The organism is Arthrobacter endolithicus (genome assembly GCF_026627425.1).
In the GTDB taxonomy this organism is placed as follows: Bacteria; Actinomycetota; Actinomycetes; order Actinomycetales; family Micrococcaceae; genus Arthrobacter_M.
This window is the reverse complement of the sequence record NZ_JAPNLH010000017.1, coordinates 1-15,162: the sequence shown is the minus strand read 5'-3', so window position 1 is coordinate 15,162 and position 15,162 is coordinate 1. Positions and strand designations below refer to the sequence as shown.

Below are 15,162 nucleotides of genomic sequence, written 5' to 3'. Positions count from 1 at the left end.
TTGCTATGGACGGATTCAGATCTCGATTCCGAGGGGTCACGGTCCATTCCGGGCGCTCCTCGCGGCAGGAATGAGCCAGCGCTCGCCATTTTTTCCGCGACTTGTTCCGCCTCCCGCTCGGCAGGGTCTCCCGGATTGCTCACGGGAAGCGCGGATTCCAGAGAGGGTTCGACAGAACGCAATAATAGGAAGCCTGCTCCTAAGCGCCGCTCCAGGCGATCCGGAAGCTGTCGATCGAAGAGGCGGCCAGACCCAAGCACAAGCGCTGCCGCGTCCAAGGGTTGGCCGAGCACACCGGGGCCACGGGGTTCGGTGTTGGATTCAGCTGGTGCTTGTAGTCTCCCTTCCACGCCAAAACTTGTCATGGCGCTGACCTCACGGCGACGGGCACAGCGGGTCGTCCGGCTTCGTCTCCACCGGCGGCGGAGCTGGCTTTACGGCATCGGCCGGATTGTTGGCGGCTACCATGGCTCCCGTCAGCGCTGAATCATTGCTGAAGACTTTGACCCCGCTGACTGGGGCCTTGACGTCATCGAGCTGCTTCGCCCAGCCCGGCGATTGGTCCGCGGACTCCAGGACGGCGCTGTCCGTGCCGAAGGCGGCGTCAAACTTCAGCGAGAGTTGGGCATCGGCTTCGACGGCGGCGAGCAGCTTGCCCTGAGCGAAGAAGGTTGCCATCAAGGAGAAGGAGATCGACGGCGGGATGCAGAACCGCAAGGCGAGCATCCACCACAGCTGGAAGGCAAAGATCACGATAGGGAGGAACATCAGGAAGAGGAAGAAGGCAACCATGAAGAACAGCTCAAAGGCGAAGGTGCAGATCCCTCCGCCGCCGCCGATCTTTCCGGTGCCGGACTTCGGGATGCCGTTGAACGGATTGAACACGAACTGGGACCGCGGCGGGGTGATCATCCGGGCGCCCCCCGGCCCCTGCGGCTGGCCAGCGCGGGCGGCGAGCCTGCGCAGATCCGGCAGCGTGATGGAGACGACGTGGTTTTTGGTCCCGTCGGGGTCGAAGGGGGCGGCCAGCCGGAATGGCTCGCTGGGCTCACCCCACCAGATTTTCGGCGGGCACTGTTCCTGGCCCCGCGGCGCGGGCTGCCGGACGAAGCACTGCAGCTCGTATATTCCATGGTCGTCCAGCTTGGGCTGAACCTTCTTGTCCCCGTCCACCCAATGGGCTCCCGAGAACGTGGGGATGATGCCGAACCAGAGGGAGCGGGTTCGGGCTTCCGCACAGTCTTCCCGGCGCGGCGGCAGCCGCCACATCGGGAACTCTTCCTCCGTGTCGGGGGAGCGGCCTTTGCCGGGCGGTGTGCCGAGCGTGCGCCACTGACCGCTGCCGGCGCCGTCGACCATCCAGGCCTGCGCATCCGTGTGGCCGCCGACCTCAGCCAGCAGGTCGGCGTTGTCTTCCGCAAAGCGACGGTGCCACGCGGCGTCGGCCCACCATACGTCGCGGATGTCGGCGTCGGGCTCCTGATCGGCATCGAAGCTGATATCTTCGGACTTCGCCATCTCCACCAGCAGGTTGCGCGCCAGCCGACGCACCGGCTTGCGCTGTCCGGTCACGGAGGTGTGCTGGCGGCGCATCACCATCCGGACCTCGATGTCGGTGTGCGAGCCGGCGCGCGGCAGGCCGGGGGCATCACAGAACACCTCGACGACGACGGCGTAGAACCGCTCGTGGGTGGGCTGATAGAGCTTGCGCAGCTTGGTGTGCAGCAGCCTGCTGGTCGCCAGCCGTTCGCGCCCCTTCGCCGATAGGGAGGGGGTATTCGGAACCGGGTAGCTCCAGAAGTCATCTTTGGTCGCCTTAAGAGAGTCGCGCGGGTCTGGCAGCAGCCTGTTCTTTACGAATTGCGCATTGTCGTACATCTGGATCTGCGGGCGAAGCGCCCGCCGGTCACGCAGCCCGAAAGCCGGCTGGCGTTCGCGGACATACCAGGGGGCGCGCAGCACAAAATCATCGTGGCCGCTCATAACAGATTGCCCACTCCCACCGTGTACATCGGCGAAACCACGCAGACCTGGGCGAGCAGGCTTTGGCAGATGATGTTTTGGCTGAACGTCGCCGTGGGGGTGGTGACATCGACGGAGGGGGCGGTGATGTCCACCGAGTTGTTGGCATGGATCTCGATGGATCCGTCCGCCGTCATGCGCAGCAGGCAGCCGTTGGTGTGCTGGATCGTGACCTCCTGTGCGCCGTCGTCGAGCACCACCCGGTGACCGGAGCTCATGGTGATGCTCAGTTTCAGCGCCCCTGCCGTGTCATCGAATTCCAGCCTGCTGTCGCCGCGGGAGCGCAGCATGCGGATGTTGTTGGCGGCTTCCGGTGGGTGCGGCAGCGCGGCGTGGCCGTTCCAGGCGGATCCGATTATATAGGGCCGGCGGAGGTTGCCCGCCTCGAACGCGGCCACGACCTCGCTGCCGACTTCCGGCAGGATGGCCAGCCCCTGGTCCTTGTCCGCATAGGGTGTGCAGAGCGTGGCCCAGGCTCTGACGTCGCGGTCGCCCTGGGTGCCGAGGGTGGGGAACCGCACTTCGATACGGCCAAGTTTTTCCTTGTCCACGATGTCCGTGACCAGCGCGGGGTAGACACCGTAGTAGCCGGGCGCCGAGCCGTCCACGGGGTTGGGCAGAGTCATCAGGACACCTCGTTTACCGTTGACCGTTCGGCCTCGAACCCGGTCCGCAGCCCGTGCTCGTGCTCGAAGACGTGGTGTACCCAGGTCACGTAGTAGCCGGGCCCGTCGAATGGGGGGCCGACGGACTGCAGGGACAGATTGCTGCCGACAACCATGTCAGGTGAACCCCGGGTGGTGCCCACGGCGGTGACAAATCCACGGCCGCGGCGCAGCATCTCCGCCTTGGCCCATGCCTTGGCCTCATCGGAGTTCAGGGCGGTCTCGCGGACCCGGATGGACACGCTGGCGCCAAGGGCCTTCTCCAGCACCCGGGGACCGGTGAGCCCGCGCGCCGACTCGCCTTCGACGACGTCGGCCCCTGCGCGTTCGTCGATCACTGCCCGGGTGGAGGCGTCATAGCCGGTGACCACCACTTCGCTGCGCTGGTGCGCGAGATCCGCACGCACCCGCACCGAGAGGAGCTCGTTGCCCTGGACCAGGGTCAGTGCCGTTCCCTGCCGCCGTGGCCGGGAAGTGAAGTGTAGTTTCCGCCGCGTGCACCAGACCTCGGCCTGCAGCAGGCGGGCCCGCTCGCGCAGGAACGCCAGATCGCTCTGGTTGACCTGCTGGACCACGTCGTAACGCGGCCCTTCGGCGGCGATCTCGGTCTGCAGCCCGTGCTCGGTGGCTATCTGCCCGGCGATGTCCGCATCCGTGACGTTTGTATAAGTGCGCATCCGCCGCGTCATGCGCAGGCGCATCAGCGCGTCCTCCGCATAGACCACCACCCGTGGCGGCTCGCTGTACGGATATACGGCTTCGATGCCGGAGATGGTGCCCTCGAAGACGGTCCGCTGCGCACTGGAAGGTCCCAGGCTGACATTGATCGACTTCCCGAAGTCCACACTATGGCCGTCCAGATACAGCATTTTCGACGGCGGACCGGTGGCCCCGGGTCCGACGGCGATGAAGTGGGCCACCATGGTGCGCAGCCCTTCGCAGCCTTCCGCGACCTCCAGCCGGACGCAGTCGCGGGCGAGGCTTCCCGCGAGTTCACCACTGACGGTAAACACGGGGGAGACGATGGCCAGCAGCGGATCAGTCATCGAAGCCCTCGGACGCCGTGCGCCATCCCAGCACCTCAGCGGTACGCCTGAGGTCGTCCCAGCGCTCCTGCCCCGCAGCCGGGGACGCATGCGGGGTTGCCGCCGCGTGCGTACCGGAGCCGGATGCTGCTGCGACGTCCGTATGCACTTCGCCGATATGTACGCCCATTCGTGCTCACCTCCCGGGTTACCACCTCATGGTGCCCGGCCGGCGTCACGGCGGCGTTGCTGACCGTCGGCGAACGACCGCTCCGCCGAACTCCCGGGCAGCTGCGACCACGGAGCGGCGCCGGCTGTGCTGCCGGATGCCAGTTCGCGCTCTCTGGCGCGGGCTTGGACGACGGCGGCCGACCCGCCTGCCGCTGCGGCAACCACCGTGCCGCTGCCGGCGGGGATGAGTGCTCGGGGGCGGGCTCGCAGCGGGATGAACATCCCATAGTTCTGTGTCCTGGGATCGACGGGTTGCACGCCGTACGGTGCGGAACCGCCCACCGAAGCGGAACCACCCCCAGGGTTCGAAGGCAACGCACTGGCGGCAGCGGTGCCAGTGGGGACGTCGAATGCCGCCCTGGCCGATGCGACCTGCTGCGCGGCCCGGGCGGACAGGACGGCGTTCAAGGATGCGGCGACGCCGCCACCGGCGGCAAGGGCAAATCCCGCTGCCGTCTGCTCGGACGCAGCGATTCCCGTCCCCGCACCGAATCCTGCGCCGGCGCTCGCTCCGGCACTGAACCCCGCTCCGGCTCTGGCCCCTGCCCCGAATCCCGCCGAGGCGCTGACACCGGCGCTGAATCCGGCTCCGACACCAAATCCGGCGCCTACCCCCGCTCCGGCACTATGCTCTGCGCCCAAACCCAGCGCCGCACCCAATGATGCGGTACCGCCCAGCTGGACCCCAGCGGCAAAACCGGCGGACATGCCAATGCCGGCGCCGGCCGAGACCCCGGCGCTGAGCTGGACCTGAGCACCGGCCGCCAGCGACAGCGGGCTGTCCAGCCCTTCCATGGCGGCGCGCCAGGTGGCCGGATCCGCACCCTGCCGGGTCAGCAGCTGCTGCAGGCTTTCGCCGCCCTGGGCGACGGCGGCGGTGGTGGGGTTCGGCGCCGGCGGTGCTCCGGGCCCGGTGCCGACATTGGCGCCGCCCGGGGGTGTGGCCGCCTGCGCGTCGCGGACCCCGGGGCCGGTAAAGTTCGCCTCCCAGCGCGGGTCCTGTTCGGTGATGGTGACGGAAACCTTGGCCCGCAGCGGCCGGCCCTCGGGGGAGAAGTAGTCCAGGTCCTCGGTGAGCGAGGTGACGATGCCGCTGAAGTGGAACGTGCCCCAGACGAATCGCATCGGCGGTGGAGGTTCCTTGGACTTGTCCGGGTCAGGTTCCACGAACTGCCGGATCTGCAGTGTCTTCGTGCGGACGTCCACCGCGTTGCCTGCCTCATCGCCTTCGGCCGTGTCATATTCCAGGTCGAAGGTCAGGGTTGCGGACTGCGTGGACGGATTCTGTCTCGCTTGGGTCCGAGTGGTTGACCCGCCCTTGTCCACATTGTTCTGCCGCGAAATCTTCAGCGAGGTGGGATTGAACTGCACTTCAAAGGAAGACGCTCCCTCCTCCGGTGCGACTGTGGAGTGCCCGTTCGGGCCCTTCCCCTCGGTTTTCTTGAGCCGGACCAGAATGGCCTTGGACAGAGCAGTCATGGCGTCAGCCCCAACCGCAGACCCTGATGGGCGATCTGCAGTTCCTCTACGGCGATGTCCCCGGTCTTTGCGTTCAGCGAGGGTCCGGACACCTTCAGCGGCAGGCCCCGTTCAAAGATCCAACGGGCCAACGGTCGGTCGCCGCTTGGGTCATCCACCCTGATCTCGCCGTCGTAACGCCACACCGGCAGGGCGCCACTGACCATGGACGTCAACCAGTGCCAGAACTCGTTGTTGACCTCTCCGCTGCCCCCGGCGAGCATGCCCCGCTTGAGGACAAGAGGTGAAAGCTTGACGCGCCCGACCCGGCGGACCACGCCGTCGTTCCGGCCGCCTTCCAGAATTTCGCGCACGTCCGCCTCCAGCACCAGCCCGCTGCATTCGGCAAAGCCGCCGTCCACGCAAATGGCCGGAACCTTCGTACCCGGAGCGCTGGGCGTCAAGGTTACGTGGAACCTGAAGGTCTGAAGCAGTTCAGGCATTGTTGCCCTCCTGCCCCGGGCCGGCCACGAGCACCGTGCCGTCCACGTCCTGTGAAATCCGCAGCACCAGATACTCCAGCGGGAACGCGGGGGCCACGCCAACCTCGGCAACCAGCCGCCCGAGGCCCTGAGACTGCGGCGGGTTGAGGCCGTCGTCGCACTGCACAAAGAAAGACTCCGCCTCCGTGCCGCCGGCAAACGCCCCGCGCCGGTGCTGGTCTTGAAGGAATGCGGTCAACATCCGGGTCAGCGTGGCCCGCAGCTGGGGTGTGTTGGGTTCAAAGACCAGCCACTGCGTCTGCCGTTCCAGCGTCAGGGCCAGCATGGTCATCATTCTACGGACGCTGAGCTGGATGTACTCCGGATCGGTGGACAGAGTGCGGGCGGCGCTCAGCCGGAGGCCGTCCCTTTCCTGCCGGTAGACGTTGATGCCCTGCAGGTGCAGCGCATTGTGCACCGCGTCGGTGACGACGTCGGCGCCGAGCACGGCGCCCACCGCCAGGGCATTTGCCGGTCCCCACGGCAGACCGAGACGGCGCTCGCGGGCGGCGATGATACCGGCGGCAAAGGACGACGGCGGCACCCGGACCAGGGCGGGACGTCCGGGTCCGACCCGGGGGACGCCGAGCCAGGGAAAGTAGGCGGCGGCGTAGCCGCTGTCGAAAGCGGTACGCCAGTCGTGGATCTGCCGCTGCGACAGACCGGCCGGCACATCCAGCAGCGCCACGAAGCGGTGCCGCAGCGCCGCCACCTCCACCAGCCGGGCCTGCCGTTGCAATATTTCGGTCAGGTCCGCGGGGTCGCGGGCATCGAGGCCCGGCGGGGCATCGTCCGAGGGGGCGTAGTCCGGATCCTGTTGCGCCATGCCGGCGCGTCCGCAGCCATCCGCGGCGCCCCAGCCATCTGCGGCACCCCAGGGGCCGCGGCAACTGCGGGGGTCAGTGCAACGGCACGGACGGGTGGCAGCGGGGGCGGGCGGACCGGGTGCGGGCACGTCGGCGGACGGCGGAACCGAGCGCCAGTACAGGTCAGGCACGCACAGCAGACCGATCCGGGATTCGCGGCCCATGGCGTCCACACCGCGGTGGCAGGATTCATCCAGCGGATCCTGGTCCGCCGGACCGTCGTCAAAGAAACTGCCGAAGGCTATTCCCGGACTGCGGTCCGAGCCCGGATGGATCCGTTTCACGAGGGCATCATTAAGCCGTGGATCAGGCAGCGGGTCCGGTCCGCCCCAGTCCCCGGCAGCCCGCAGCAGCACGGACTCGGCGGCCAGCACCTCCGGCACAAACCGCGGGTGCCCCGGCCTGAAGCCCAACCCGGCCAACCGTTCTCCGCCACGCAAGGTGGCGTCCGTTTCGGCGACCTCCAGCACCCCCGTGACGACGTCGACGCCCAGCCGGCTGCCGCCCGGTGCGTACGGGCTGGACTGTTTTTCCAGCCCGCTGCCCGACGCGGCAGTCGGTTCAGACAGTGGCCCCAGCGCACCTCCGGCCGTGGTGCTCGGCGCTGCCGATCGTGTCTCCAGCACCGCGGACCGGCCGGCGGTGCGCGGGTTCGTCCGGCGTTCGCCCGCCAGCCAGGCCAGGCACGCCGGCCCCGGCGGGTCCAACGGGCGCAGGCGCAGCAAAGACCACGGTGCAAGTGCCGCCCCGGCTGGGAGCCTGAGTCCGCCGTCGCTATCCAGGCTGCTGTCAAAGGACTGCCGCACCTCGAAACCGAAGCGGATCCGCAGCCCGTCGGCCCATGTTCCCTCGCCGGCGGCGGCCAGCTGGCGGCCACTGGAGTCCAATCCGCCCGCGTCCAAGCGGCCCGTATCCAACGTGCCGGTGCCGGACGTCCCCGCGCCGATCCGGAACCTCGCGGTGGCTGACTCCGCGTTACCACCGTGCCAGTTCGGCGGCGGAGCGACGCGCAGCACCCAAGCGCGCTCCCCGCCTTGGGCGAAGAATGCCTGCACAGCATAGGGCAGCAGCCGGTCCGGTGCCTGGGGAGGCCGTTCAAAGGCGCCGAAGGTCCGGACAAAGTCGGACCAACTCTGGACCGGAACCGGCGTATCCACGGGCCCGCGGAGGGCGACGCCGACAAATCCGGCCTCATCCAGGCGCACTGGTTCGAAGCCCGGCTTCCGCCGAGCCTCACCGGCGCCCAGCGGGTAAATGCCCGGTCGGCCCAGCTGCACCCCGGCGGTCATGTGGACTGGTATTCAATGCTTTCGGCGACCAGATGCAGCTCCTCCATGGCTACCTCACCGCCCCCCTTGCCGGTCAGGCTGGGGCCCACCCATTTCTTGGGCTGCGCATCGTGCAGGATCCAGCTGCAGACGGCCGTGCGGCGCTCGTCCAGCAGGGTAATGGTGACGGTCCGGTGCTGGATTTCACCCCGGCTGGTGGCCTGCAGCCAACTGAACAGGCGCAGGTCACCGATCACCCCGCGTTTAAGCGTCACATCATCGACGCTGTTGACGTTGGGCACCTTGCGGACATGGTTGTCCGCGTCATTGCCGTTGCGGTACTCGGAGTATTTGATTTCATTGCCGAGCCCGCTCACATCGGAGAACCCGCCGACAATTTGTTCCTCACCGCCGGCGTCACCGAGCTTGACCCTGAAGTTGAACGCTCCATAGGGATTGTTTCGAATTGCCATGACTCACCTCACCTCAGCCCTGCTGGGCGTCCGCGGTCCATTGACCGATGCGGAAGATAACGAATTCTGCCGGATAGGTTGGGGCGACCCCGATGAGGCAGATCAGCCGGCCGTTGTCCAGGTCGTTCTGCGCCATTGTGGTCCGGTCGCAGCGCACAAAGAACGCTTCCTCCGGTTTGGTGCCCATGAGGGCGCCGGTACGCCAGACCACGAGGAGGAAATCCTCGATGGACTGCCGGATCGATGCCCAGAGCCGTTCGTTATTCGGCTCGAAGACCGCCCATTGGGTGGACTTATCAATAGAGTGCTCCAGATAGATGAACAGACGCCGTACGTTGACGTACTTCCACTCCGGATCGGAACTGACGGTGCGCGCCCCCCAGACCCGGTTGGCCCGGCCCTCGAAGAACCGCAAGGCGTTGATGCCCTCCGGATTCAGCACTGCCTGCCGGTCATAGGTGACATTCTGGGCAAACTTCGTAATGCCCAGGATCACCTCGTTGGCCGGCGCCTTGTGGACCCCGCGCTGCACATCGTTCCGGGCGTAGATGCCGGCGGTGAAGCCCGACGGCGGCAGGCCCAGATGCGCCGGTGCGGCGCTGGGATCCACCTTGACCCTGGGATCCACGATCTCCACCCACGGGTAGTACAGGGCGGCGTAGGTGGAATCGAATTGGGACCGGAACGTGCGAACCTGCGACAGCGACTGATCTGCCGGCGGGTCGATGATGCCGATGCGGTAGGCGCGCGGCGCCTCGCAATGCGCGATGAGGTCGTCCACGGCCGTCTTGTGGTCGGCCTCGGACAACCCAACGGCGTTCGGCGAGGCCACGATGGCGATGTCCTCCACCTCCATCAGCGCCTCGAGGCCGGTCGCGGCGAGATTCACATGATCCGGGTCGGCCTTTTCGCCCCTGATGACCTCCGCGCTCAGGGCCGCACCTTCCGTGCCGGCGCTCAGATAGGTGGGCTGGCTCAGGGTGAGCAGGGCCTTCAGCAGATCCGCGGGCGACGGCGGCGCACTGGACAGGTCCAGCCAGACCAGGCTGGACTCATCGGTCGGGTCCACGGCCTGCAGCACCTTGGCGATGGACCGCGGATGGATGGTGCCCAGCTCAAGTCCGGGATATACATCGATCCGGCGTCCCCACACGACGGTCACGGTGACGGTCAGGTGGCTGGCCCGCGTGCCGTCCGCCGGGACGGGCGTTGCCGTGCCCGTCGCGGGATCGGTGAGCGTCTGGTTTCCGGTGCCGTCGCTGCCCACGATCCGGAGGTTTCCGGCCGCGGGGGCATTCGGTTTGCCGGTCTTCGGATCGGTTCCGGGCGGAATCTCCCCGCTGCCGGTGAAGAGCTCCACGACCGTGGCCGGGCCCAGACCCTGCAGGACGCCGGGTTTCGCTGGTACACCCGGCACCGCCGCCGCCGCACCGATGAGGACGTTTTTGCTGCGCTGCAGGCTGACCTTGACGTTGAAATCATTGCCCGCGACTCCGGGCCAGCGCGCCCGCCAGGTGGCGACGGGCGCCGCCGCGGGTGGGCCGCCCGGCGGGACAGCCGGCGCGACGGGGATGGGTAGTGTGGCGAAGTTTTTCGTCAGGTCAATGGCGTTGTCTGCTAGCGCGAACGGAAAGACACGCGCAACGTAGAGCCGCTGTCCACCGTTGCCGAAGAACGCCCGGGCCGCAAACGCCAGATAATTACTTTCGTCAGCTAAACCGACGTTGTCGAGGCCGCCAAAGGCGCGCTCAAATTCCGTGAAACTCGTGACCAGCGTTGGCTGCGGCGTCATCGGTAACGGATCCGAGCCCGGCGGGGTGAGGTAATACGGGGTGGGACCGTAGCGGGTAAGGCCGGCCATGCCGAATGTGGACGTGGCCACCCCTTCGATGGACTTGGACCGGAAGCTGGTTTCCTCGAGGTATACACCAGGAGTCAGGTATTCGGGCATGTTGACCTCCTAGGTCAGGCTTGAGGGTTGAATGAAACGTCGTCCGGCAGCAAGAGTTCGGTACCAATGGCAACGGTTTGCCGCGCCGGCTGAAGGGAGGGCACATACCCCGGCGGTGGGCTGACGCCGCGGAGCACCCCGTTGTCCAGATCCTGCGGCAGCGGCGGCGCGGACGAACGGGTCACGTCCTCCACCACCAGGTCCGAACAGCGATCATGATCATCGACGGGTCCCGGTGCCTTCGGGGCCGTGGCCAGCAGGTCCAGCACGACGGCGTCCTGCAGCGGATTCTGGTCGGGATCGGTGACAACGAGAAGGAATTCGCCGCGGTCGTCTGCGTGGGCGCGACCGGCGATCCTGCCGGTCGGCCCGGCTGCCGCGACGCGCGCCCAGCGGACGGGTTTACCGTGCTGTGCCACCCGGCCGCGAATGAGGGTGGTGCCGCGAGGAAACGCATAGGCCGAGCCGGGCCACAGCCATACCCGGAGAACCCGTGAGGCGACCGGAATGTACGGACCCGCAGCGGAGTCGTCGACGGCCGCAAGCGGCCACAGGTGTATGGAGAAACGGCGCGGGACGTAGCGCCGCAGCGGATCATCGATCCGCACCACAAACTGTGCAGGAACCGGCGGCTGATACCGGAGTTTGAACCGCCCCATCCCGGATCCCTCAAGATCGGAACAGGGCCACGCTGGCTCCGGGTGGCGTGGCCGAAGCCGTTCGGGTACCTGCCGGCCGACGCGGACCCTGGTCGGAACCGTGGTTCCGGTGATGGAGTCAAAGCACTCAACCCCGAGGGCCAATTGGTGCAGCACGGTTGCCGTGCCGATCACGGTCTGGGTAGTCATGGCAGCCCCAGCTCGGTCTGCGCCGCCACGGTGGCGACCCGTTCGCCGTCGGACTCCAGCCGCCCGTCGATGCAGATCACGCGCGCGACGTAGGGCAGCGATAGCCGGTAATCGGTGCTCAGGGCCTGAAAGGCCTCGCTCATTGAGTCCAAGGCGAGGTCATCGCAGACTATCTGCACCGCATCACCGGCCGCCCACTCCCCGCTTGGCTCAAGGAGCGGACCAGTGAGGATACTCTCGCTCTCCAGCGTTTGGGCCGCCAGACCAAGATATCTCAGCTCATCCTCGACGTTGGGCGCCCACGCCGCAATAAGGAAATGCATGCGCAGCGGCAGTCGGGGGATGCCGTCGATACTGCCCACCGCGGACCAGCCGGGCCGGGTCTCCCGGTCCACGCTGACCCGGTAGCAGTACACGGAGATGGCCGGCTGGTGCACGAGCTGTCCCGAATTGGTCTTCATGGTCTTGAGTTCATTGGTGCTGGCCAGGAAAGCGACCAGCGAAACGGCCCCGGGCACCGCGTGGAAGCGCCTGTTGAGCAATGCCACGATGCTCAATCCGGCGGCGGCGAGCGCCTGATATCCAGCCATGGGCCCATCATGATCGGTGCTCCGTCACCGGCCCGTCGCACGAGAGCCGGTGGAACGCCGCAGTGACCGCGCGGTGACAGCGCAGCCGGAAACTTAAATGCGCGGCTGGCGACGTACCAGCGGGCCGGGATGAAGGGAATCGACGATGAACACCGGGAACGATGGGGAGCAGCGGGAAGAGGACAGCTCCGAAAGGGCCGAGACCGACGGTCCGGGCTGCGATCCGACGCTGATTGATGATGTGCAGTGCCGGATGATGGGCATCGCCAAAGAGGCGGAGTACAACGCGCCGTTGAAGGATGCGCTGGAGAAGGCGAAAACCGACTATGAGCTGACGCGCAAGTCATACAGGCAGGCACGACAAGACGTGCAGATGAAGGTTCAGGATCTTCGGCACGCCGTCAAACAACTGACGGAGCGCGTCAGATGCAAGATCGAGCAGGAACGGGTGGTACGGAACATTGACCGGGCATTTCGGCAGGTTGTGGCCGACCTGGCCAAGTGCGAGCCTGACCTCGGGTGTTGCTGCTCGGCCGAAGACTGCGACTTTGATCTGGATATCTCCGGAATTTCCTACGATGAACTGGTGAAACGGATCGACAAGGACCAGCAGCGGACGGACGCGGCCAGTAAGTGTTTTACGGATCTGGTGGGTGAGCCGGCCGCTTTGCAGCTTAGGGTTGCTGCCTGCAAGGACGACGTCGACAAGATCAACGCCGCATTGCTGGCGGACGAGGCGACTACAGACCTGAAAATGGTCTATGCGCAGGCTCTCGTCGCGGAACGCGAAGTAGAGCGTGTCTGGATTGGCTTTGCCAATGTCCACGAATTCGTTGAGTGCCTGTGCTGCGCGCTGAATTGCTGGACCAACGGCTGCGGAGCCGTCTCCAGACTCAAGGGCGCGCAGGCCGAGCGGGACTGCAAGCGCAAGGCAGTAGACGACCACTGCCTGCGGTTGCAGACCAACACCGTGGACGAGATAGTCGCCATTTATGATAAGCACTGCGCCGATGAGCGGCCCTGTGATAAGGACAAGGACCGACACGAGAGGCATGAGGAGCACGAGGAACGGGAAGAGCGGGAGGAACGGGAAGAGCGGGAGGAACGGGAAGAGCGGGAGGAACGGGAAGAGCGGGAGGAACGCGAAAAGCACGAGCGGCGGGAGGGCCATGAACACCACGGCGAGCCGGACTGGTACGAGCGGCATGGTGGGCGCGGGCGCTAAGCATGGGACGCGTCGTCAGACCGCCTGAGCAACCCGGCGACTGCGCATCGAACGTCGGAGCTCCTGTGACGCTGTGGTGACATTCGTCACATTATGGTTCTCCTACGTGTTCATCACATAAGGAGGGCTTTGATGCGATGGCAAGCACCCAACTCAGTGAGCCTCCGCGGCTCGATGCCGGTGAGCCCCCGCAGCTCGACTCTCCAGCAATTTGCCTCCTTGGCGGTCCCTACGTCATCCAGGCGGGGCGCCGCATTGCTGTGCCCGAAGGCAGCAAAAAGCTCCTCGCGTTCGTAGCGCTCCACGACGGGCGTGTCGACAGGCGCCACGTGGCCGGAACGCTGTGGCCCTATGTCTCGGATGACCGGGCTTCCGGAAACCTCAGGTCCGCATTGTGGCGCCTTAAAGGAGCAGGGATCGGCGTACTTGAAGCGGACAAGGTTTTCATTGCGTTACGGGACCAGACGAGCATCGATATCTACGTCCTGCGCGACTGGGCCGGCCGCGTCATCGGCGGCGCCGCGCAAAGCACGGACCTGGTACTGCCCGCGTGGAGCCTTGAGGCGCTCGATCTCCTTCCCGGCTGGTACGACGACTGGGTTATCTTTGAGCGCGAACGCCTCCGCCAGCGCCTCCTGCATGGACTCGAAGCCCTGTGCTGCCAGCTGATCCGGCTGGAGCGCTACGCCGAAGCGGTCGAGGTCGCCATGGAAGCCGTAGACATCGACCCCTTGCGGGAAAGCGCCCAAAGAGTACTGGTGGAAGCGCATCTGGCCGAGGGCAATGTCGTCGAAGCGCGCCGGATCTACAAGGCGTACAGTGCCCTCGTGACCCAGGAACTCGGTGTTTTGCCAGGCAGCAGAATCCGCGGTCTGATCGAAAGGACCGAACCGGCACCGGTCAGGGCTGCAGACACCTACCGGCGATGAGGCCCACCGAAGGTGAGCATCCGAAGGTAGGTCTATCAAGTGTCCGGCCTGGGAACAAGGAACTCCGAGACCAGGGAATATAAGGAGCGGCTGGGGACAGCATTTAGCTGCTGGGCGTAAAGCCTGCGGCAGATATCGAACTGGCGCAGCGCTTCGGCAGTATTCCCTTCCGCCAGATGCGCGCAGATTACGGCACGGTGCGCGCTCTCCCGCAGGGAATCAACGCTAACGGCGGCCAGCGCCGCCTCGACGGCCGCGCCGAAACGCCGTTCCCGGACCAATTGCGCGGACAGGGATTCAAGGGAATGTAATCTCATTTGTCTGATTCGTTCTCGGTCAGCTAGAAGCCATTCATCTCCCCAATCCGGCAGTAGATCCGCGCCGAACAGGGAAATCTCGGGGTGGGCCGGGGCACCGGAGGAGTCCGCGTCACCGTGGGCAAGGTCGGCGACTGCATTGTACAAATCCCAGACATCCACCTGCACGCTGGGCGCCAGATTCATCCGTCCATGGTCTTCGTCGAGTAATAGCAACCGGCTGTCGGCCAACCTCCACATTGCCGTCCGCAAGCGGCCGGAGGCGTGGGCAGTGCTGGCTTCGGGCCATAGCGTTCCCCAGATTTGGGTTCTGGACAGGCTGCCCCGCAGCGCCAGGAGGGCAATCAGCTTTTGCGTGCTCCCGGCCGGTACCGCCAGGTCGCTTTCAATAAAGGACAGACGCCACCTCCCGAGGAGCTGCACGCGCGCGCCCCAGTGTCGTGAACCTGCGCTGCAGACCATGGTCCCCCCACTGTCGTGAGGTCCCATTCTGGGACCTGTCATCAAGCGCTGTCCAGTCCTTTCGTCGGTATTACACGCACCGAAGTCTGGCTAGCTCATGGGAAAACGGCGCCCTCATTCTCCCCCGCCGCCGCCTCGGTGAGGAATTACCGTGCTGGTTGATCCCGTGGTGCCTCATGTCAATATGCTCGCCAAATGATTCCTGCGTGCCTCATCTAATGTGCTCGCGAAAGTGTCATGCTGCGTGGGGTGCTTGGGAGTAGGTCTTGGCTGCGGCGAGCCGGATGAGT

At 66.1% G+C, this 15,162-nt stretch carries 14 protein-coding genes; 2 read left to right on the top strand and 12 right to left on the bottom strand.

What is annotated here, in order from left to right:
• Positions 1–375: 375 nt before the first annotated feature.
• The 11 genes from OS914_RS14120 to OS914_RS14070 are packed head-to-tail and all read right to left on the bottom strand — an operon-like array spanning position 376 to position 11,939.
• Positions 376–1,983, bottom strand: coding sequence for a hypothetical protein (locus tag OS914_RS14120; protein WP_267546702.1), 1,608 nt, complete (start codon positions 1,981–1,983; stop codon positions 376–378).
• Positions 1,980–2,648, bottom strand: coding sequence for a phage baseplate assembly protein V (locus OS914_RS14115; protein ID WP_267546701.1), 669 nt, complete (start codon positions 2,646–2,648; stop codon positions 1,980–1,982). The genes OS914_RS14120 and OS914_RS14115 overlap by 4 nt, the downstream gene beginning before the upstream one ends.
• Complete coding sequence (locus OS914_RS14110; protein ID WP_267546700.1) at positions 2,648–3,733, bottom strand: phage late control D family protein; 1,086 nt, start codon at positions 3,731–3,733, stop codon at positions 2,648–2,650. The genes OS914_RS14115 and OS914_RS14110 overlap by 1 nt, the downstream gene beginning before the upstream one ends.
• Positions 3,726–3,902, bottom strand: coding sequence for a hypothetical protein (locus OS914_RS14105; protein ID WP_267546699.1), 177 nt, complete (start codon positions 3,900–3,902; stop codon positions 3,726–3,728). The genes OS914_RS14110 and OS914_RS14105 overlap by 8 nt, the downstream gene beginning before the upstream one ends.
• Positions 3,903–3,928: 26 nt before the next feature.
• Positions 3,929–5,422 (bottom strand): CIS tube protein, encoded by a 1,494-nt coding sequence (locus OS914_RS14100; protein ID WP_267546698.1) that lies wholly within the window; start codon positions 5,420–5,422, stop codon positions 3,929–3,931.
• Positions 5,419–5,904: a phage tail protein gene (locus OS914_RS14095; RefSeq protein WP_267546697.1), complete on the bottom strand. Its 486-nt coding sequence runs from the start codon at positions 5,902–5,904 to the stop codon at positions 5,419–5,421. The genes OS914_RS14100 and OS914_RS14095 overlap by 4 nt, the downstream gene beginning before the upstream one ends.
• The gene (locus OS914_RS14090) at positions 5,897–8,098 is read right to left on the bottom strand and encodes a phage tail sheath family protein (protein ID WP_267546696.1); all 2,202 of its coding nucleotides are present in this window, start codon (positions 8,096–8,098) and stop codon (positions 5,897–5,899) included. The genes OS914_RS14095 and OS914_RS14090 overlap by 8 nt, the downstream gene beginning before the upstream one ends.
• A complete protein-coding gene (locus tag OS914_RS14085) occupies positions 8,095–8,550 on the bottom strand; it encodes a phage tail protein (RefSeq protein ID WP_267546695.1) in 456 nt (151 codons plus the stop codon). The genes OS914_RS14090 and OS914_RS14085 overlap by 4 nt, the downstream gene beginning before the upstream one ends.
• Before the next feature lie 13 nt (positions 8,551–8,563).
• Positions 8,564–10,501 carry a phage tail sheath family protein gene (locus OS914_RS14080; protein WP_267546694.1) on the bottom strand — a complete coding sequence of 646 codons (1,938 nt, stop codon included), beginning with the start codon at positions 10,499–10,501 and terminating at the stop codon, positions 8,564–8,566.
• Positions 10,502–10,515: 14 nt separating this feature from the next.
• Positions 10,516–11,349 (bottom strand): hypothetical protein, encoded by an 834-nt coding sequence (locus OS914_RS14075; RefSeq protein WP_267546693.1) that lies wholly within the window; start codon positions 11,347–11,349, stop codon positions 10,516–10,518.
• On the bottom strand, positions 11,346–11,939 hold the full coding sequence (locus OS914_RS14070; protein WP_267546692.1) for a Pvc16 family protein: 594 nt from the start codon (positions 11,937–11,939) through the stop codon (positions 11,346–11,348). The genes OS914_RS14075 and OS914_RS14070 overlap by 4 nt, the downstream gene beginning before the upstream one ends.
• A gap of 145 nt (positions 11,940–12,084) precedes the next feature.
• Here OS914_RS14070 and OS914_RS14065 point away from each other — a divergent pair, with 145 nt between their 5' ends.
• Together OS914_RS14065 and OS914_RS14060 are read left to right on the top strand one after the other, a co-directional pair.
• Complete coding sequence (locus OS914_RS14065; protein ID WP_267546691.1) at positions 12,085–13,164, top strand: hypothetical protein; 1,080 nt, start codon at positions 12,085–12,087, stop codon at positions 13,162–13,164.
• A gap of 137 nt (positions 13,165–13,301) precedes the next feature.
• On the top strand, positions 13,302–14,093 hold the full coding sequence (locus OS914_RS14060; RefSeq protein WP_267546690.1) for an AfsR/SARP family transcriptional regulator: 792 nt from the start codon (positions 13,302–13,304) through the stop codon (positions 14,091–14,093).
• Positions 14,094–14,128: 35 nt separating this feature from the next.
• Here OS914_RS14060 and OS914_RS14055 read toward each other — a convergent pair whose 3' ends face one another.
• Positions 14,129–14,899 carry an AfsR/SARP family transcriptional regulator gene (locus OS914_RS14055; RefSeq protein ID WP_267546689.1) on the bottom strand — a complete coding sequence of 257 codons (771 nt, stop codon included), beginning with the start codon at positions 14,897–14,899 and terminating at the stop codon, positions 14,129–14,131.
• Positions 14,900–15,162 lie beyond the last annotated feature (263 nt).

What these genes read in the sequence shown, in the direction of transcription:
- OS914_RS14055 (WP_267546689.1), bottom strand. Translation starts at nt 14,899, where the DNA reads ATGGGACCTCACGACAGTGGGGGGACCATGGTCTGCAGCGCAGGTTCA.
- OS914_RS14080 (WP_267546694.1), bottom strand. Translation starts at nt 10,501, where the DNA reads ATGCCCGAATACCTGACTCCTGGTGTATACCTCGAGGAAACCAGCTTC.
- OS914_RS14120 (WP_267546702.1), bottom strand. Translation starts at nt 1,983, where the DNA reads ATGAGCGGCCACGATGATTTTGTGCTGCGCGCCCCCTGGTATGTCCGC.
- OS914_RS14105 (WP_267546699.1), bottom strand. Translation starts at nt 3,902, where the DNA reads ATGGGCGTACATATCGGCGAAGTGCATACGGACGTCGCAGCAGCATCC.
- OS914_RS14090 (WP_267546696.1), bottom strand. Translation starts at nt 8,098, where the DNA reads ATGACCGCCGGGGTGCAGCTGGGCCGACCGGGCATTTACCCGCTGGGC.
- OS914_RS14095 (WP_267546697.1), bottom strand. Translation starts at nt 5,904, where the DNA reads ATGCCTGAACTGCTTCAGACCTTCAGGTTCCACGTAACCTTGACGCCC.
- OS914_RS14085 (WP_267546695.1), bottom strand. Translation starts at nt 8,550, where the DNA reads ATGGCAATTCGAAACAATCCCTATGGAGCGTTCAACTTCAGGGTCAAG.
- OS914_RS14060 (WP_267546690.1), top strand. Translation starts at nt 13,302, where the DNA reads ATGGCAAGCACCCAACTCAGTGAGCCTCCGCGGCTCGATGCCGGTGAG.
- OS914_RS14100 (WP_267546698.1), bottom strand. Translation starts at nt 5,422, where the DNA reads ATGACTGCTCTGTCCAAGGCCATTCTGGTCCGGCTCAAGAAAACCGAG.
- OS914_RS14115 (WP_267546701.1), bottom strand. Translation starts at nt 2,648, where the DNA reads ATGACTCTGCCCAACCCCGTGGACGGCTCGGCGCCCGGCTACTACGGT.
- OS914_RS14110 (WP_267546700.1), bottom strand. Translation starts at nt 3,733, where the DNA reads ATGACTGATCCGCTGCTGGCCATCGTCTCCCCCGTGTTTACCGTCAGT.
- OS914_RS14075 (WP_267546693.1), bottom strand. Translation starts at nt 11,349, where the DNA reads ATGACTACCCAGACCGTGATCGGCACGGCAACCGTGCTGCACCAATTG.
- OS914_RS14065 (WP_267546691.1), top strand. Translation starts at nt 12,085, where the DNA reads ATGAACACCGGGAACGATGGGGAGCAGCGGGAAGAGGACAGCTCCGAA.
- OS914_RS14070 (WP_267546692.1), bottom strand. Translation starts at nt 11,939, where the DNA reads ATGGCTGGATATCAGGCGCTCGCCGCCGCCGGATTGAGCATCGTGGCA.